The sequence below is a fragment of the Chryseobacterium antibioticum genome, from assembly GCF_012927325.1.
Lineage (GTDB): Bacteria > Bacteroidota > Bacteroidia > Flavobacteriales > Weeksellaceae > Chryseobacterium > Chryseobacterium antibioticum.
The window spans coordinates 1-18,969 of record NZ_JABBGI010000006.1; the positions used below are offsets into that span (position 1 = coordinate 1).

The following is an 18,969-nucleotide window of genomic DNA, read 5'->3' on the forward strand; positions in this document are numbered from 1 at the left end:
TTTTTCAGTACTTACTAAAATAGCTCTCAATCTTTTGAAAAATGAGAAAACGCTCAAAGTCGGTGTTAGAGGAAAGCGCCTAAAAGCAGGATGGGATAACAGGTATCTTGAAAAATTAATTAATTTATGATGCGTTTGCCCTGGCCTAATCAGGATATGCTCAAGAATACCAAATATGCTGTGGGAATTGTTACCTCAGCTTATTATACAGAAAGAGGACGGAGTGGAAATGATTTTAAATTTATGTATGACGGAGGTCATATTATAGAGTCGAAAGCAGACGATGAATTTACGAAAGGCAGAAAATATCTGGTGGCTTTTGACTCTATAAACATTGAAAACGGAGTTATTTTACTCGAAAAATATGATATCACAGATTCTCTTATCCACCACAGAATCTATCCGAAATACACCATGTATGACGAAACCTGGTCTTTGATCAATATTCTTTTAAGTATGATAAAAGTGATATAGAATATGAGCTAAAGAGAGCTTATGAAGAGCTTTAAAGGAACATAATACAATAAAAAACCACTGCATCTGCAGTGGTTTATATTTTTTAAATTATTCTGATTAGAAAGAGACCTCATTCACTTCTTTTCCTCGCTGGAAATTCATTACTTTCTGGCTTCCTTTGTAAGAAACACTGACAATATTGAGTTGCTTAGGAAAAGCACTTAAAAGGATCGTATTTTTAACCTTCATGGTACTAATGTCCGGCACGCCGCCGGTTTCAAAATATACCCATACCGTTTCTCCGCTTACCTGACTTCCGGTGAATGTTATAGTTTTCGGAGAACCATTGATATACACATCAAAATTATTGTTTACATATTTTTTAACCTCTGCTTCAAATCCTGCTGTATTAGGATTGATTTTAATAGCATCAGAAATATGTTCAGTATTCATTTTTGTGGTAAACTTCAATGTTTTACTTCCATCTATATAATCCACTTTTGTCATTGAAGAGAAAAAGTCTACATACATAAAACTCATTAACACAAAAAATGTTAAAATTCCTGATATATATAAAATTTTTTTCATCTTAATTAATAGATTTACAATCATACTTGCTAATTATAGGTCACAAATAATATGCCAATTAAAAATTTACATTCACAGAATACTTATCGTAAAATGCTTTGATGTGTGCTACCGCCTCATCAGCCGTGTCTACCACTCTGTATAAATCCAGATCATCTTCAGCAATCATCCCTTCTTTGAGCAGAGTTGCCTTGAACCAATCCAGCAATCCTCCCCAGAATTCACTTCCTACAAGAACGATCGGAAATTTACCGATTTTATTGGTCTGGATCAGGGTCATTGCTTCTGTAAGCTCGTCTAATGTACCGAAACCTCCCGGCATAACGACGAAACCCTGAGAATATTTTACAAACATTACTTTTCTTACAAAAAAGTAATCGAAGTTCATAGAATAAGATTTATTAATATACGGATTAAAATGCTGTTCAAACGGCAAATCAATATTAAGTCCGATGGATCTTCCCTGGGCATTAAAAGCACCCTTGTTTCCTGCTTCCATGATCCCTGGCCCGCCTCCGGTAATGATTCCGAAGCCCAGTTTAGTGATCTTTTCAGCAATTTCCACGGCCATTTCGTAATATTTGCTTTCAGGTTTTAGCCTTGCAGAGCCGAATATAGACACACATGGGCCGATTTTAGCCAGCTTTTCGTAGCCATCTACAAATTCAGCCATAACTTTGAAAACCATCCAGCTGTCCTTGGTAATGGTTTCGTCCCAGGTTTTCTGTCTGAGACTATTGTGAAGTTTTGTTTCGTTAATATCAAGTGCCGGATTTACTAAACTTTCATCCCTTGTTCCATCCATTTCCATTGCAAAAAATTATTTAAAATGTTTTTCGGCTTCTATTACGGATTCTGGTCTTCCTACATCTATCAGGATGCTGTCATGTACAAATCCGTGGATATGTTCTGTCTGCATCAGGTCCAGATATTCCTCCATAACAGAAAATTTGCCGGTTCTCTTTATTTTTTCAAAGATAGCAGGGTTGATACAGTGAACGCCACTGAAAGCAAGAGCCTTAAAGCCTTTATTAAATTCTGCAAGCCTCTGTTCCCCCGACTGTACATTAAGCCAGCCTCTCAAAACCATATCGTCGTTAAAAAGCAATTTTCTTGAACTATCTCTATCGGAAACCGCTAAAGTAGCAAAATCTTTTATCTTTTTGTGGTATTCAACGAAAGCATTGATATTGATCTCTGTTAAAATATCAGCGTTCATGATCAGAAAATCTTCCCCGTGATCGAGGAATCTTCTTGCAAAAATCAAGCCGCCACCGGTTTCCAGCAGTTCATTGGTTTCATCGGAGATTTCAATGTTGCATCCGAAATTACTATTTTTATTCAAAAATTCAACAATCTGATTTCCAAAATGATGGATATTGATCACAAAATCTTTTATTCCAAAGTTTTTAAGATAATTGATATTTCTTTCCAAAAGAGGCACGCCATTTACTTTGGCCAGTGCTTTTGGATGATGATCCGTAAAAGGTTTTAGCCTTGTGCCTTTCCCGGCAGCGAAAATTAAAGCTTTCATTTTCTATTTATAATGGATGAATGATAATGGATGAATGATCAAAAACGCGCAAATGATAGGTGATAACTGATGTTTAAATAGGGTAATCATTTATCTCTTATCAATGATCATTTATGAATTCAGTTGGTGCTGCTCGTCGTGGTGAAGGCTTATTTCTATGCCTTCGGGATATTTTTCCCTGATGAATTCAGCGATCTTGATGGCAGAATATACAGACCTGTGTTGTCCTCCTGTACATCCAAAACTGATCTGAAGGTCTTCAAAACCTCTTTCCAGATAGTTGTCTATATTGATAGAGATGATAGATTTTACCAGTTCCAGGAACTTAGGCATTTCTGTTTTTGTTTCAAGATATTCCTGAACTCCGATGTCATTTCCTGTCTGGATTTTATATTCTTCAATTCTTCCGGGATTTAAAATTCCTCTGCAGTCGAAGGTAAAACCTCCGCCGTTTCCTGAATTGTCCTTAGGAATTCCTCCTTTTTTGTACGAAAAACTGTGTATGTCGATGTGTAGCATTCTTCTTTATTTTATTTGAACCATTAAGGTTTTTTTATTTTTTTATTAATATGAAAGCCTTCGACTTCGCTCAGGCTGACATTTCTAATACTATCTTTTTTATGTACTACAGGCTCCAAATGGAATCTGGAGTTAGCTGTTTAAAATTGTATTAATTTTTAATTTTACTTCTTCCGAAGTCAGCTGCTCAATTACTTTTTTCAGCTCAGGGTAATCTTTCATCTGTTCCCAGGATGCTGCAAACTGTGTAATATTTTGGATGCCTTTTTCTAGGCTTGACATAAAATGATGTTTCCTCTGTATCAATCCTCTAAAACCATAAGCTCCCAATACCTGTAGGAATCTCATCATTTGGATTGGTTTTACCGAATTTTCTAGTTGAATTTTAACTTCTTCATTTTCAAACTGTCCGATGTAATAGTCGAGCATTTCATTTTTGAAATCTTCTGGAAAATTAGCTTTAGCCTGAAATAGAAAAGAGATCACGTCATACATCAGGGGACCTTCCATAGCAGACTGGTAGTCGATAAACGAAACTTTACTTTCTGCATTGACCATCATATTTCTGGCCTGAAAATCACGGATCATGATTCCTTTTGGACCCAGACTTTCAATATGGGTAGCAATCTGTTTAAATTCTTTTAGCAGTGTAGATTTACGGTATTCCAGTTCGAGAACGTCTGCTACAAAGTTTTTAAAATAATACAGATCGTGGATCACGGGAAGTTCATCATACCTTTCATATTCAAAAGTTTTTGAGAAATCAATTTTTCCCTGAGTGCTGATCTGAAGCTGAAAAAGTTTTTCCAGGGTTTGTTTTACCAATGTTTTTACGTGGGGAGAAAGTCCTTCTTTTGTAATGATGTCGGAAAGGGTCTGCTCACCAAGGAATTCCTGGACATAGATTTTCCTGTCATCTGAAATGGCAAAAATAGTAGGGGTGTTGAGCCCCAGTTTAGAGAAGATTTCAGAATAATAGATGAAACTTTCGTTTTCCGGGATATTTTCATTGCGGGTGACAATGTATTTTTGGGTACCTGATTGAGCCAGGAAATTTATCCTCGCAGAACCGCTTTGAGCCAGCGTAACGAACTCGGAAGATGGTTTACCCAGATACTTTTCAAAAAAATATTTTGTGTTTTCGGAAGTCATAATATGGAAACAAATATACTAATTTAATGGGAGTTTCGAGTTTTGGGGCGGGAAGGTTTGAGGGTATTAGAGTTTTAGAGATAAGAGGGTGGTATGGGTTTAGAAGTTGGAGATTGCTGGGTACTGGTTGAAAGTTGATGCAAAATAAATTTTTATACTGTATAATTTTAAATCTAAAATCTAATATCTGGTGTCTGAAATCTGAAATCAAATATTTCTTAGCCTAAATTTCAGTCTAATTTTTATCTTTGCATTATGTTAAAGGATTTTAAACCAGTTTTAAGCATTTTGCTGAGGTTCATCGTCATCTATCTGGTGCTGCTTTTTGGGTATCAGTTTTATTTGAATGCCAGTAAAGCGGGAGGGCTGGATCCCTTTTCAAGAATAATTGCTGATCAGGTTGCCTCCATTCAAAAGGTTTCGGGATTTCCTACGTTGCTCTATGATGATGTAAAAAATGAACAGATCTGGTTTTATGTAAAGAAAAACTATGTGACAAGAATGGTGGAAGGCTGCAATGCCATTTCCGTTATGATCCTGTTCGTAGCATTTGTATTTGCATTCTATAAAGGCTCTAAAACTTTTGTTTTTGCCATTGCAGGCCTTGTTATGCTATATATTATGAATCTTCTCCGAATTGTGGGGCTGAATATTGTGATGTCGGATTATAAGGATTACGGAAAAATATTCCATGATTTTATTTTTCCGGCAGTTATTTATGGAAGCGTAGTGGTTCTTTGGTTGGTATGGATCAAATTTTTTGCTTTAAAAAATGAAAATTCTTAACTGGCTTCTGGTCATAGCAGGAATCTGCGGTCTTATAAGTATACGTGTGCTTGAGGACAAAATTTTCTATGATCCTTTTTTGGGGTATTTTCACGAAGCCAATAAAAATATTGAATTCCCCCAGTTTGAATGGGGGAAATTAATTATTGGACATTTTTTCAGATTTATTCTTAATCTTTTATTTTCGTGCCTGATCATTCAATGTCTTTTTAAAAACAAACAGTGGACGGCACAGGGAGCATTACTGATCACGATTATCTTTGTGATTACTTTCCCCATCTACCTTTACTGTATCTATGACCGGTTTGATGTGGGCTATCTTTTTTCCTTTTATATGAGAAGGTTTGTGATCCAGCCGCTGGCTCTACTTCTAATTGTTCCGATGTTTTATTATAGAAAGCAAACAGGCAAATAACCGAACTGTTGATTGATCTATTGGTTAGTCTATGGTATGTTTATCTACGCTTGTTACATTTTCAGGGGTCCACTGTACTCTTTTAACAAAGTCTTTTTCACGGACAGGGCAGTCTTTGATCTGGCAGACGGGGCATGAAACTGTTTTGCAATCGTCCATATGGAAGTTGAATTCTACGCTTCTTTTCGTGTTTTTAGCTAAAAGAATAATCATTTTTTCCATTTCATTGTGCGCTTCACGAAGGCTGTAGTACCAAGGTAAGGTAATATGGGCGTCAATATGGAGATTGGCTCCAAACTGCTGGATTTTTATATTGTGAACGTCTATCCATTCTATTCTTCTGTTTTCTTCCAGCACTTTGATGATTTGATTAAGAAGGTCCGGATCCTGCTCATCCATAATTCCACTTAAAGATTTTCTAACAATCTTATACCCAACATAGATAATATAGAACCCAAAAATAAGGGCTACAACAGAATCCAGCCAATAGATTTTTGTAAAGTATACGACCACCAAACTGATCACTACCCCTAATGTTGTGATGGTATCGGACTGAAGATGTTTTCCGGATGAAACCAGAACCAGGGAGTTTTCAGCTTGGCCTTTTTTAATGGAGATATATCCTAAAAGATAATTGATAATCGCGGTTGCCGCAATGATCCATATTCCCAGATCAAGCTTGGCCAGTGTTTTTCCTACGACAAGGCTGTTGATGCCTTCATAGATGATCATGATGCCCGCAATGGCTATTAAAGCTCCTTCAATACCGGATGTTACAAATTCCACTTTTCCGTGGCCGTAAGGGTGGTCTTCGTCTTTAGGTTTTGAAGCAAGATGAAGGGAGTACAATCCCATAAATGCACTGATGACATTAACGACACTTTCCATGGCATCGGAGAATACCGCATCGGAATTGGTAAGCTTCCACGCGATGATTTTTCCTATGAATAAGATGACTCCGAAAACGGCAATAAGCTTTTGGAATCCTATTTTGTCTTTGCGACTGATGGGTTTTTTATTTTCCATAGTTTGATAAAAAAAAGAATCTCAATTTTGAGACTCTTTTTTATTTTGTTAGTTTAAACTAAGTTGTTGGCTGCTAAGTATTCTGCAATCTGTACAGCGTTCGTTGCTGCTCCTTTTCGCAGGTTATCTGCTACGATCCAGAGGTTCAGCGTTTTGGGCTGTGAGAGATCCCGTCTTATTCTGCCGACAAAAACGTCGTCTTTACCTTCGGAGTACAGCGGCATTGGATATTCGTTGTTTTTCACATTGTCCATAACCACTACACCTGGTGTTTCAGATAAGATCCTTCTTACTTCATCAAGGTCAAACTCATTTTCAAATTCAATATTCACACTTTCTGAGTGCCCTCCCTGAACGGGAACTCTTACTGCAGTTGCGGTAAGATTGAATGTATCATCCCCTAAAATTTTCTTAGGTTCTTTCATTAATTTGATCTCTTCTTTAGTATAATCATCATCACTGAATACATCACAGTGAGGAAGTGCATTTTTGAAGATCTGATAAGGATATACTTTGGCAACGCTGTTATCTCCGCTTATTTCAGCATTGAGCTGATCCACGGCAGCTTTTCCTGTTCCTGTTACAGACTGGTACGTAGAAACGACCACTCTTTTCAGGTCATATTTTTTATTCAATGGCCCCAAAACCATTACTAACTGAATGGTAGAGCAGTTCGGATTGGCAATGATCTTATCTTCTTTAGTTAAAACATGGGCATTGATCTCCGGAACAACCAGTTTTTTGGTAGGATCCATTCTCCATGCCGAAGAATTATCAATCACGGTGGTGCCTGCTTCTGCAAAAAGAGGGGCAAATTCAAGAGAAGTATCTCCTCCGGCAGAAAAAATAGCAATATCCGGTTTGGCAGCTATAGCGTCTTTCATGCTTACAATGGTAAATTCTTCCTGTTTATACTTCACCTTCTTACCTACAGACCTTTCGGATGCTACCGGAATTAATTCTGTTACAGGGAAGTTTCTTTCCTCCAAAACTTTAAGCATAACTTGTCCAACCATTCCTGTTGAACCGACTACAGCTACTTTCATTGATTTAATTAAAAATTTAAGGTTAAACTATTACAAAGTTATCAACTCATGATTGATCACTTATTATTTTATTTTTTAAGCCCCAAAGACTCTCATCCAAGGGAACGCGAATGCAAATAAACCTACCGCGATAAGACCCATGATAACGATTCCTAAAGAAATAGTGTCATTAGACTTTACTTTTTTATTGATGATCGTCATCAATACGGCAGCGACCAACATAGAAAATGGATGTTCTACATACTGGAATCTTAAGTCAGCGTTTTTCATTACTGATCCCATATCCAATCCTTTTGTGAAATTAATCACCAACATGATGATCCCTATTAAAAACTGAACATGGAAGAAAATCATCGTAAAGAGAGTCGTCTTCTTTAAAAATTTGTTCACTTTACCACTGAAGCCAAACATAGTTACTAAAAGTGCAATAACAAATAATGTTACTAAAAGGAGTTCTAAGTAACCAAATCCTCCGTGAGCTTTCTTTAAAATAGTGTAAAAATCCATAATCTTTCTTTCTTTTTTTTCTAGTCACAAATATAACAAAAATCCCGGCGAAAAGCCGGGATAGATATTTATAAAATCTAATATGATGATCTTATTAGAAGTTGAATGACAATGTTGCTGCCCATGTGGTTCCAAATCCGAAATAAGCACGGTTACCAGTTGCAACTCCGTTGTACATTCTTCCAGCTTCTTCATATGTCTTTCCTTTGTCAGGATCGTTTGTAGCTGTAATTTTATCAGTTCCAAATATGCTTGTAGCAGAGTCCGAGATGTAAATCTTATCAAATAAGTTATAAACGTTAGCTCCGATAGTGAAGTATTGAGCTTGATCTTTCAATCTGATTTTGTAAGAGAATCCTACATCAAATAAGTTGAAATCAGGTAGCTGTAATACTCCTCTGTCTTGTGCTGCAATATTAGTGAATGATCCTACATCAACAGTTGAATATAGTTTACCAACATATCTCCAAGTTCCAAAAATGTTAAGATCCTTTACAGGCTTTACAGTAAGTCCCAATGATGCAGTCATCTGAGGAATACTGTTGTTACTTGATCCTCCAACTTTCACTTTGTCAAGATATAATTCGTTCCCTCCAGAACCTGCTAAAGTAAGTGGATTGTTGTTGTCATCAAATGCAGCTACAGAAGCATTTCCTTTATAGTAATAGTCTCCCCAAGAGAACATTCCCTGAACTTCTAAGAAACTGAAAGGTTTGTAAACTCCGTCGAATTCTATACCCTGGTGGATCTCTGTAATACCGTTTATTTCTGCATAACCTGTAGTTGTTGTATTATCAGGTAGTGTAAACGTTTGGCTGGTTTTTCTTAACCATCTGTCTTTCCACTGAGTTCTGTATACGTTAACATTAGCGTTGAATTTTGCAGATCTGAATCCATATCCAACTTCTGCAGAAGAAATTTTTTCGTTAGTTAAGGTTGGGTTTACAAGTTGTTGATTACTTGGGTAAACTGTATTAAGGAAAGGTTGTTTGCTATAATAACCTAAATTGGCAAAAACATTGTGATTCTCATCGATGTTATAGTTGGCTCCCCCTTTAACGTTATATCCAAAAAGGTTTTTGAATCCTGTCTTGGTGTTTACTGTTTGCCCTTTTAATGTACTTCCGTCAACTACATAATTATCAATTCTTTGATAACCCTGATTAGACACGGAACCTTGTAAGAATGCAGATAATTTATCTTTAGTATATTCTACCTGAGCAAATCCACTGTACCAAAGAACTTCTCCATCATTGCTGTATCCTACCTGGTCTTCAGCTGGAGCTAGTTTTCCTCCGAATGGGTTCCATGAAAGTTTTTTATAATCATAAAGAGCATTTACGATTCTTGGAGTTGTAATGTTTTTGTTTGCATTGTCTTTATATCCTGCAGCGCCATATAAATCAGTAAGGACCTGATAATGGTACCCGTAGTAATATCTATCATCTGTACCTACAGAGAAGTTCCAGTTGTCATTGATTTTGTGTTGGAAGTTAGCCAAGATACCGTACCAGTTGTGAGAATTGATATTTGATCTACGAACAAGAGTACTTCCTGCACCTGCTGTATTTAAATTCACGGCTGCATTAGCTGCGAAAATTTTATCATAATTGAAATGACCTTCAGTGTCAAGGAAACTTGCATCAGTGATTGATTTATTGCCAACTCTACCAAGTTCGCCAGTTCCACCACCTCTACCGTTTGACATATATAAAACTGTACTTAATTTAGACTTTTCGTTCATTGTCCAATCCCAGTTTAACATCATTACAGGCTTTGCATAATAGTTGGATCTGTTAGCTAAAGGGACTCTTTTTCCAGAAGCATCGGTATAATATCCGAAATCAGAGTTATACTTTCTGTAAGGATCTCCGTCATGATCAGGGTTATAATTAATATAATTTTGAATCGTAGGAGCAAAAGTTCTTTGATCGTGCCACTGAGGAGCAGACGTTATCGTGAACTGTAAGTTATGTTTTTTATTTATTTCATAACCTAATGCTAAAAAGTATGCATAAGATTCATAATCTGTATTTTCAATATAAGTACTTCCTGCTTGTCTGCTCATTAAGAATGATGCAGAAACACCGTTATCAGATTTTCCTGTATTGTAAGCAAAAGATGACTTTAAATAACCGTCGTTACCAACTCCTAATCTTATAGCTCCTCCCTTTTTCATATCAGCTGAACGTGTAAGGAAGTTTACTGTCCCTCCTACAGATGCAATTGCTAACTTAGAAGAACCAAGACCTCTTTGAACCTGTAATGTACTTGTTACATCAGCTAATCCAGTCCAGTTTGAAAAATAAACAGCTCCGCCTTCCATATCATTTACAGGCATACCGTTAACCATTACAGCGATGTTTCTAGATTCGAAACCTCTGATTGTAAGACCTCCATCACCAAAACCACCTCCGGATTTTGTAGCGTAAACAGATGGAGTAGTGTTCAAAATCTCAGGTAATTCCTGATTTCCTAATCTTTCGACAAGCTGTGCTGCTTTGATGGTAGATGCAGCTACTGGTGTTTTTCTATCTTTAGCGATATCAGTAACACCTCTTAAGATTACCTCGTCAATGTCTTTGGACTTTGATACAGTATCCTGAACTTGTTGAGCGTAATAAACACTAGCTGTAGACAGGGTAATAGCTACAGTCAGTATCGATTTGTTGATTAATTTCATAATCGTTAGTAATAGTTAGATTTAATTTTCTGCAAAATTCGCAAAATAAAATTTAACTAATATTAACTGTATGTTAATTTTTACTCAATCTTAATAATGATATATTATTGATAATCAGCATGGTATATAAAAATTGAATTTTAATATGAAAAAAATCATATTATTGAGTTTTTAATAAACAGGGGCTGTTTTTATTAAAAATATAACGCTATTTCACGGCTTTGAGACTCAAATCAATATTTTCAGCCGAGTGGGTAAGGGCTCCCGCAGAGATATACGTTACGCCGGTTGATGCAATTTCTTTTAACATATCACGGGTAATTCCACCTGAAGCTTCAGACTCACATGAACCGTTGATCATTTCTACAGCCTGCTTCATCATATTTACATTCATATTGTCAAGCATGATTCTGTCTACTTTTGCTTTAATGGCTTCTTTTACTTCTTCCATATTTCTTGTTTCAACCTCAATCTTTAATTTTTTCTTATTCTTTTTAACGTAGTCTTTGGCCATTTTTACAGCATTGGTAATACTTCCGTTATAGTCAATGTGGTTGTCTTTCAGCATGATCATGTCATATAGGCCATATCTGTGGTTAGTTCCGCCGCCTATCGCGACGGCCCATTTTTCACATACTCTGAAATTCGGTGTTGTTTTTCTGGTGTCTAAAAGCTTTGTTTTGGTTCCTACCAATCGGGAATCCCAGTCGTGCGTAAGAGTAGAAATTCCGCTCATTCTCTGCATACAGTTCAGGACAAGCCTTTCTGTAGAAAGAATAGATCTTGCACTTCCGGTTACAATTAAAGCGATATCTCCAACTTTAGCTGCCTCTCCGTCTTTAATGAAGATCTCCACTTTTAAATCCTTGTCGAAAGTCTTAAAAATAATTTCTGCCAGCTCAACACCTGCCAAAATACAGTCTTGCTTTACCAGAAGTTTAGCACTCTGCTCCAAATCTTTTGGAATAGTAGAAAGGGTAGAGTGGTCGCCATCCTGGATATCTTCTTCTAAGGCGTTTTTGATAAACGTTTTTAATGTTTTATCTGTAGCGTAGCTTGGTCTTTTCATTATTAATGCTTTTAGGCTAAATCTTTATTATAAAATGCTCCTTTATTTTCCGTCATTTCCATAGACTGGGTAATGATAAGATGAGCAACGGTTGTTAGATTTCTTAATTCAGATAATTGTGGTGAAAGAATAGAGTAGTGGTAAATTTCATCAACGGCTGCTGCGATCTCCTGATGTTTTTGAAGAGCCATATTCAAACGTTTGTTACTTCTTACTATACCTACCAGATCACTCATCATTTCCTGTAATTGTTTTCTGAGGTAGCTTACGATAACCATTTCATCCATGATCTTCATTCCTTCTTCATTCCATTCCGGAACAGCTTTCAAGTCTTCAAAATTGAAATTGTTTTCCTTGAGCAGAGAAATGGTCTTTATAGCGGCATTATGACCAAAAACCAATCCTTCAAGTAAAGAATTGGAAGCGAGTCTGTTAGCGCCATGAAGTCCTGAGTTGGTACATTCTCCTACAGCAAAAAGATTTCTGATAGAAGACTGTCCGTCACGGTCTACTTCAATACCGCCCATCAGATAATGGCATGCAGGTACTATAGGGATCAGCTGGGTAAAAGGATCAATTCCTTCTTCTCTGCACTTTTTATAAATATTCGGGAAATGTTCCAGGAATCTTTCGTGATCCATCTCGCGGCAGTCGAGGCCGGCATATTCGTCTCCGGAAATTTTCATTTCGTTATCGATAGCTCTGGCCACAATATCCCTGGAGGCTAATTCTTCACGCTCATCATATTTATGCATGAATTTTTCACCCTTTTTGGTTCTTAATTTGGCGCCATCTCCTCTTACTGCTTCAGAAATAAGGAAAAGCATCCCGTTGATCTTACTGTACAATGCGGTCGGATGAAACTGATAGTACTGCATATTGGAAACCTTACCTTTTGCCCGTGCTACGAAAGCGATTCCGTCTCCGGTAGCAATGGTAGGATTGGTGGTGTTCTTATAAACGTGTCCTGCCCCTCCGGTAGCTGCCAATGTTATTTTTGAAGTGATCTTTTTAATCTTTTTTGATTTTTCATCAAGGATATAGGCTCCATAACAGTTGATGTCGCCTTGGCTCACCTCTTTTCCCGGAACATGATGCTGGGTAATGATGTCAATGACATAATGGTGATCAAGAATCTCGATATTGGGGCTGCTGTTAGCTGTTTCCAATAAAGCTCTTTCGATCTCAAATCCTGTAATATCTTTATGATGAACAATCCTGTTTTCTGTGTGGCCGCCTTCTCTTCCTAAAGCAAATTCGCCATTTTTCATGTCGAAATTCGCACCCCATTCTACAATTTCGTTGAATCTTGCCGGGGCTTCCTTTACGACCATTTCTACGACATGGCGTTTGTTTTCTCCGTCTCCGGCACGCATCGTATCTTCGATATGTTTTTCGAAATTATCATTTTTAAAGTCGGTGACCACGGCCAATCCGCCCTGTGCATATTTGGTATTGCTTTCGTCTTCATCAGATTTTGTGACGATGATGATCTTCGCATCAGGGAACTGTTCAGAAACTTTAATGGCATAGGAAAGTCCCGAGATGCCGGAACCAATTACTAATACATCCGCTTTTATCATATGCTTGCTTTAGGTACGATCGTTTAAATATTAAATAAATTTAAACAATTTTTCGTTTGGTTTTCTTACTTTTTTCATGTGCTGGAAATGATCTTCTTCAGAACGGTAGCCTAAAGCGAGGGTCACGGTTACTTTTTCTGTCTCTGGATTGATGTTGAGGATCTCTTCTATAAGGTCCTGCCGGAAGCCTTCCATAGGGCACGAATCTATATTTTCAATAGCAGCGGCGTACATCAGATTGGCCAGTACTATATAAGACTGCTTTTCTGCCCAGTTGAAAATTTCATCCTGTGTTTTCTGGGTGATATGTTGGTTAATGCTTTTTCTGAACAGGTCAAGTTTTTCCACAGGAGTTTCCCTTACCTCAGAAATATGATTAAAATAGCCGTGAATATAGCTTTCCTCAATCATTTTCTTTGAAATGATGACGATGAGGTGCGAGCATGTCGAAATTTGTGAAGGATTATAGAAAGCCGGAATCAATTTCTGTTTCATTTCCTCACTTTCAACCACCAGTACTTTGTACGGTTGAAGTCCAAGCGAGCTTGCAGACAGCTTTCCTGACTCAAGAATATTGTGCAGGGTGTCTTGAGGAATGATCTCATGATTAAATTTTTTCACAGAATATCTTCTGCTCAAAGCTTCCAAATAATTCATAGGACAAATTTAAGAATTGAATACGAATAAAGTAGCTTTAAAATGAAATATATACCTTGATAAGAACAAAAAAAGGATCACTCCAAATTTGGAGCGATCCCAGGGTATTTAAAAATAATCAATTTAAATTTATTCTCTGTTTTTTACCATAATCCAACCTGAGAATTTGATTGGAGTATTCTTGCTGTTGTTCTCATTCCATGTGATAGAATACCAGTAGTTTCCGGTAGGGACTTTCTTGCTTCCGTTGGTAGTTCCGTCCCAGATGTATCTGTTTGATTTATCAGCCTGGAAAAGCTTGTAGCCATATCTGTCGAAGATTCCGATTTCCAGGTTTTTCTTATTGGAAAGTGCTGAATAATCGATGGCGTCATTCACACCGTCTCCGTTCGGAGTAATTACATTGATCAGATTCGGAACAGTAATATTGATCTCAATAGGTTCACAATCATAGTTGTCCTTTACGAAGATCTTAGTTTCCCCTCTGGCAACATTGGGGAATACATTAGAATCCTGCCAGTGTATATTGTCCATTGAATATTGGTAAGGAGGAGTTCCTCCATTGGCAAAAACAGTCACTGTATTTCCTGAGATGTCAATATGGGTAACTACGGGCTGCTCAGAAGCATATACTTTTACTGTCTGAAGTACAGTACAGTCTCCGGTTTTCAGTTTTACCCAGTAGCTTCCTACGCCTACATTGGTAATAGACTGTGTCGTTGCCCCGGTGCTCCATAGATATGAAGTGAACCCAGGTCCTGCATCCAATGTGGTTTTGTCTTCAATACAGATGATCTTGTCTTTTAATACGCTGGACAGAACCGGTGCCAAAACGGTCAGTGTTACTTTAGCAATAGAATAACATCCCTGTGCATTGAATACCTTGATATAAATGACTCCGGATGGTGCCGTATAGGTCAAGAAATTTAAAATTTCATTGGTTCCGTTTTGAGCGTCTGCCAGAGACGGATAGTATTTTTTCGTTGCTCCTGTTAATGTTGTTACTGGAGCATTGATTAGATTGAATGTTCCCAATGAAGGGTTAGTTTCAAGGAAACAAGATCTTAACGAAGCATCAGTAACGACTACAACCGGGTTAAGATTCAGGGTCACTTTTGCGGTGCTTACGCATCCCTGAGGAGTGGTTACTTTTGCAAATAATACGGCAGCTGGTGATGCATAAGCTGTAGGGTTTGGAATTTGGTTGATCCCTGCATTCAGGTCATACATCGTATTGTAGAATTGCATAGTGCATCCCGGAACTGTTGTTAATGCTGCTGTCGTAAGGTCAAATGTGGCAGTGCCTGCATTATTGTTGTTACATCCTGTAAGTGTAGCATCCGTTGCAGCAAATGGTGTAGGGTTGAGCTGTATGACTCCGTCTCCATTGTCGCAGAGCGTTGAGCTTGGATCTTTGATGACGACTTTAATGGTTGTGTTCCCTGAATACGGGAAGTTGGTAGGGTTGGTAATCGGTGTTGAGCTTCCTGATACATAGTAAGTGAATACATAGTTTCCGGGATTATTGACAAACTGTGAATTGAAAGAAGTTAGATCCACTGTTCCGGTTCCGGTTGCAGGATTTGTACATACAAACGGAGTAACGGTTGCGTTCAGGATAGGAACTTTATCTACAAAAACTTTCACATTCTTGATCGAATGTCTCGCACTCGCGCCTCCGGTAGCTGCCGAAAAACCGAAATATCCTTGTGACATTCCTATTGCTCCTCCTGAGGGGGCAAACGACTGGTCAACAATAAGGACACCATCCAGTTTAATTTTAATAATCCAGTTTGTAGGATTGGTAAGGTCTGTTTCTCCGTTTACTTCTACATGTTTATAGACTGGTCCTACAAAGGGCTGCGTGGCGATTAGATCAGGAGAATGGAATGTGCTACCCGCAGTATTGTTGTATTCAATATTATTTCCGGCTGTGTCATTGGTTCCGTAAAGCAAATGTATTTTGCTCATCTGACCTTCTGTGGTATTGTTGAAGATATCAAATCCTACCATGAGTCCTGATGCATTCCCTGGGATTCCAAGCCCTCCACCAGATACAAATCCTGTAGGGGGATTGACCAGGTACCAGAATGTGAAACCGTCTCCTCTTCCAAATTGAGTGGTGCCATTTCCATCGATTCTAAAGTCAAATTCCACTTTCCATTTATCACAATAACTTAATGTGATAGGAGTGGCTAGCTTTATAGCTCCATATAAGCTGGTATTGTCTGTAGTAAGACGTATGAAGTCTGTGTCAACGGCTGCATTCGAAACAAGGTCCCAGCCTGTAGTATTGACAGGATTTCCTGCGAGCTGGTACGTTTGGGAAAATACTTGTCCTGAAAAACCTAATAAAATGGTTAAATAATAAATGAGTAGTTTTCTTTTCATGTGAAGCGATTAGTTTGAGGTTATTGGTATAAATGTATTTACTTTGTGTGGCATTATATAATGAATAATTGTCAATTGTTTGGTTTAAATTGTCAATTTCAGGTTAATTTTAATTAATTGATAGAATAATTAAAACAATATTGTTTTTTTGTTATTTGGGGTGAAAAAAATAAACCCATATCCTTAGCGGTATTAAAAAATCACTCCGGAAAAAGAGTGATTTTTTAATAATAGAAGTTTATTCCCTGTTTTTGACTAAAATCCAGCCTGAGTATTTGGTCTCTGTGTTGTTTTTGTCATTCTCGTTCCATGAGATAGTGTACCAGTAAGTTCCTGTAAGAATCTTTTTACCGAAGGCTGTTCCGTCCCATTTGAAATTTCTTGTTTTGCCGGCTTCGTAAAGTTTATTGCCATATCTGTCATACACTATAAAAACCAGGTTTTTCTTGTAGGCGAGTGCAGAATAATCAATAAAGTCATTGACGTTGTCCCCGTTTGGTGTGATGGCGTTGATCAGGTTCGGAACGGTGATCTGTACTTCAACGGGTGTACAGTTGTAAAAGTCTTTCACGAAAATTTTAGCTTCGCCTCTGTGAAGTCCCGCAAAAATATTTGAATCTTGCCAGTCGATCCCGTTTAAAGAATACTTATAAGGTGGTGTTCCTCCTGATACATTGACGGTTATAGTTGTATTGTTGATGTCGATGCTTGTAACAACAGGGTTGGCGGAAGCAATAACCTTTACAATCTGTGTAGCAATACAGTCTCCTGTTTTTAATCTTACCCAATAAAGACCTACGCCAACTCCCTGGATAGATGGAGTTGTTGCTCCGGTGCTCCATTCATAACTGTTAAAGCCAGGTCCTGCATCCAGATCAGTTCTTCCGTCAATACAGATTGTTTTGTCTTTTAAAACGGTAGATGTTACAGGTGGCAATACAACAAGATTAACTTTTGCCACAGCAAAACATCCGGTAGCATCTGTTACTTTTACATATACTGCAGTACTTACAGACATATACTGAGTCGGATTTGCGATCTCGTTGGTTCCGGCTAAGGCGTTGGCTACGGAGGTGTAATATTTTTTAGTAAAACCGCTTGTCAATGTTGTTACGTCAGCGGAAGTCAGGTCAAATACTGCACTGGTGATATTATTCTGCAGGAAGCATGAACGTAGTGTAGCCTCTTTGACCGGGGTGTCCGGGTAAAATGCCAGTGTAATTTTTGCGGTACCGGTACATCCCAGCGGTGTCGTTACTTTTACGTAAACAATCCCTGCTGCAGAAGTGTAAGTCCCTGGATTTTGAATTTCATTTGTTCCGGCATTCAGGTCATTCAGTGTTTTGTAATATTTTTTGACCACAGTAAGTCCGACTGCTACATCTGCCGAGTTGAGGTTGAATAATCCGATTCCTGCTTTATTATTATTACATACTGTTAAAGTTTTATCAGTAAGGGTAAGAGGGGCGAGAACCAATAGGATCTTTCCATCCGGGTTATCACATAATATTCCTGCATTGTCCTTTACAACCACGGTAACTGTAGTGTTCGCATTGAATTGGTAGTTCGTAGGATTTGCAATGGGAGTTGAGCCCTGTAAATAGGTGAATGTATAGTTGGAGGGATTGTTTACAAATTGAGAATTAAAAGACGTTAAGTTTACAGATCCGAATCCGGTTGTAGGGTTTGGACAAAAAGACTGTGTAGCCGTAGTTTGTAAAATAGGAACTTTATCGGTATAGATTTTTACGTTTTTAATAGAATGTCTTGATCTTGCTCCACCTGTGGAAGCAGAAAATCCGAAGTACCCCACTGTCATAGCAGCTGCAGTTCCCGCAGGAGCAAAAGATTGATTACAAATTAGTGTGCCATCAATTGTTATTTTTACAATCCAGTTGGCTGGAATGGCAGGGTCTACCTGAGCGGTTACTTCAACGTGTTTATAGGTGGTTCCCTGAAAAGGGATTGTTGTGTTTAGATCTGGTGAGTGAAAAGAACTTCCGGCAGTGTTGAAGAACTCTACATTGTTGGTGTCTGTGGTATTGACAACCTGTCCGTAAGCTACATGTACCTTACTCATTGTAGCTGTAGTTGTATTGTTATAGGTATCAAATCCCGCAATAAAGCCAACGGCATTTTGGGAAACTCCGAGACCGGAACCCAGTACACTTGCCACTGGTGGATTGGCTAAGTACCAAAATGCAATTCCGTCCCCATTTGAAGTTTGGTTAGAATCCATTCTGAAATCAAACTCCACTCTCCACTTATCACAGTATTTTAAGTTGATGGGATCGTTCAGTCTTATAGATCCTGATTTATCATTGGCGTCCGGAGTGAGCTGAACAAAATCACCGCTTACCTGTGTAGGGGAAACCATTGTCCATCCTGTGGTGTTGACCGGATTTCCGGTGAGTTCATACGTTTGGGAAAGTAGTCCTCCTGACAGAAAGAGCAGAAGAAGAGAAATATAAGACAGTAAAAGTTTATTCATTGAATTGGGATTACTTTTAATTAGATACTGTAAATATATTAAATCCCAATTAATTAATGTGTGTTT

At 37.9% G+C, this 18,969-nt stretch carries 17 protein-coding genes and 1 pseudogene; 4 read left to right on the top strand and 14 right to left on the bottom strand.

The features are described 5' to 3' along the window. Both HHL23_RS05830 and HHL23_RS05835 read left to right on the top strand, forming a co-directional pair. A pseudogene (locus tag HHL23_RS05830) lies at window positions 1–130 on the top strand (ISAs1-like element ISPto5 family transposase); the annotation flags it as partial. Further along, window positions 127–474 carry a hypothetical protein gene (locus HHL23_RS05835; RefSeq protein ID WP_169233873.1) on the top strand — a complete coding sequence of 116 codons (348 nt, stop codon included), beginning with the start codon at window positions 127–129 and terminating at the stop codon, window positions 472–474. The pseudogene HHL23_RS05830 and the gene HHL23_RS05835, both read left to right, overlap by 4 nt. Before the next feature lie 99 nt (window positions 475–573). On the opposite strand, the gene HHL23_RS05840 is transcribed toward HHL23_RS05835, so the two are convergent. From HHL23_RS05840 to HHL23_RS05860, 5 genes are all read right to left on the bottom strand, one after another. Further along, a complete protein-coding gene (locus tag HHL23_RS05840) occupies window positions 574–1,044 on the bottom strand; it encodes a DUF6702 family protein (protein ID WP_228464645.1) in 471 nt (156 codons plus the stop codon). 58 nt (window positions 1,045–1,102) lie between these two features. Next, complete coding sequence (locus HHL23_RS05845) at window positions 1,103–1,855, bottom strand: LOG family protein (protein ID WP_083563964.1); 753 nt, start codon at window positions 1,853–1,855, stop codon at window positions 1,103–1,105. A 9-nt stretch (window positions 1,856–1,864) separates the two neighbouring features. Further along, window positions 1,865–2,578, bottom strand: coding sequence for a nucleotidyltransferase family protein (locus HHL23_RS05850; RefSeq protein ID WP_169233875.1), 714 nt, complete (start codon window positions 2,576–2,578; stop codon window positions 1,865–1,867). A 111-nt stretch (window positions 2,579–2,689) separates the two neighbouring features. After that, a complete protein-coding gene (locus HHL23_RS05855) occupies window positions 2,690–3,097 on the bottom strand; it encodes a RapZ C-terminal domain-containing protein (RefSeq protein ID WP_169233876.1) in 408 nt (135 codons plus the stop codon). A gap of 132 nt (window positions 3,098–3,229) precedes the next feature. Continuing rightward, window positions 3,230–4,249 carry an aminoglycoside phosphotransferase family protein gene (locus HHL23_RS05860; protein ID WP_169233877.1) on the bottom strand — a complete coding sequence of 340 codons (1,020 nt, stop codon included), beginning with the start codon at window positions 4,247–4,249 and terminating at the stop codon, window positions 3,230–3,232. A gap of 255 nt (window positions 4,250–4,504) precedes the next feature. Here HHL23_RS05860 and xrtF point away from each other — a divergent pair, with 255 nt between their 5' ends. Then, window positions 4,505–5,035, top strand: a complete 531-nt coding sequence (xrtF, locus tag HHL23_RS05865) for an exosortase family protein XrtF (protein ID WP_169233878.1) — start codon at window positions 4,505–4,507, stop codon at window positions 5,033–5,035. Beyond that, a complete protein-coding gene (locus HHL23_RS05870) occupies window positions 5,022–5,450 on the top strand; it encodes an exosortase F system-associated membrane protein (protein WP_169233879.1) in 429 nt (142 codons plus the stop codon). Before xrtF ends, HHL23_RS05870 begins: the two co-directional genes overlap by 14 nt. A gap of 24 nt (window positions 5,451–5,474) precedes the next feature. Here the strand turns inward: HHL23_RS05870 and HHL23_RS05875 are convergent, their stop codons facing one another. The 9 genes from HHL23_RS05875 to HHL23_RS05915 all read right to left on the bottom strand — a co-directional run bounded on the left by HHL23_RS05875 (window position 5,475) and on the right by HHL23_RS05915 (window position 18,903). Next, the gene (locus HHL23_RS05875) at window positions 5,475–6,476 is read right to left on the bottom strand and encodes a cation diffusion facilitator family transporter (RefSeq protein ID WP_169233880.1); all 1,002 of its coding nucleotides are present in this window, start codon (window positions 6,474–6,476) and stop codon (window positions 5,475–5,477) included. Window positions 6,477–6,529: 53 nt separating this feature from the next. Further along, window positions 6,530–7,522: an aspartate-semialdehyde dehydrogenase gene (locus HHL23_RS05880; protein WP_169233881.1), complete on the bottom strand. Its 993-nt coding sequence runs from the start codon at window positions 7,520–7,522 to the stop codon at window positions 6,530–6,532. A gap of 75 nt (window positions 7,523–7,597) precedes the next feature. Beyond that, window positions 7,598–8,029: a hypothetical protein gene (locus HHL23_RS05885; RefSeq protein ID WP_169233882.1), complete on the bottom strand. Its 432-nt coding sequence runs from the start codon at window positions 8,027–8,029 to the stop codon at window positions 7,598–7,600. 94 nt (window positions 8,030–8,123) lie between these two features. Further along, the gene (locus tag HHL23_RS05890) at window positions 8,124–10,712 is read right to left on the bottom strand and encodes a TonB-dependent receptor (protein WP_169233883.1); all 2,589 of its coding nucleotides are present in this window, start codon (window positions 10,710–10,712) and stop codon (window positions 8,124–8,126) included. Window positions 10,713–10,920: 208 nt separating this feature from the next. Further along, window positions 10,921–11,781, bottom strand: coding sequence for a carboxylating nicotinate-nucleotide diphosphorylase (gene nadC, locus HHL23_RS05895; RefSeq protein WP_169233884.1), 861 nt, complete (start codon window positions 11,779–11,781; stop codon window positions 10,921–10,923). An 11-nt stretch (window positions 11,782–11,792) separates the two neighbouring features. Next, window positions 11,793–13,364 (bottom strand): L-aspartate oxidase, encoded by a 1,572-nt coding sequence (gene nadB, locus HHL23_RS05900; RefSeq protein WP_169233885.1) that lies wholly within the window; start codon window positions 13,362–13,364, stop codon window positions 11,793–11,795. Window positions 13,365–13,394: 30 nt separating this feature from the next. Continuing rightward, window positions 13,395–14,021, bottom strand: coding sequence for an NAD(P)H-dependent oxidoreductase (locus tag HHL23_RS05905; protein ID WP_169233886.1), 627 nt, complete (start codon window positions 14,019–14,021; stop codon window positions 13,395–13,397). A 129-nt stretch (window positions 14,022–14,150) separates the two neighbouring features. Beyond that, on the bottom strand, window positions 14,151–16,412 hold the full coding sequence (locus HHL23_RS05910; RefSeq protein ID WP_169233887.1) for a T9SS type B sorting domain-containing protein: 2,262 nt from the start codon (window positions 16,410–16,412) through the stop codon (window positions 14,151–14,153). A gap of 238 nt (window positions 16,413–16,650) precedes the next feature. After that, window positions 16,651–18,903 carry a T9SS type B sorting domain-containing protein gene (locus HHL23_RS05915; protein WP_169233888.1) on the bottom strand — a complete coding sequence of 751 codons (2,253 nt, stop codon included), beginning with the start codon at window positions 18,901–18,903 and terminating at the stop codon, window positions 16,651–16,653. Window positions 18,904–18,969: the final 66 nt, after the last annotated feature.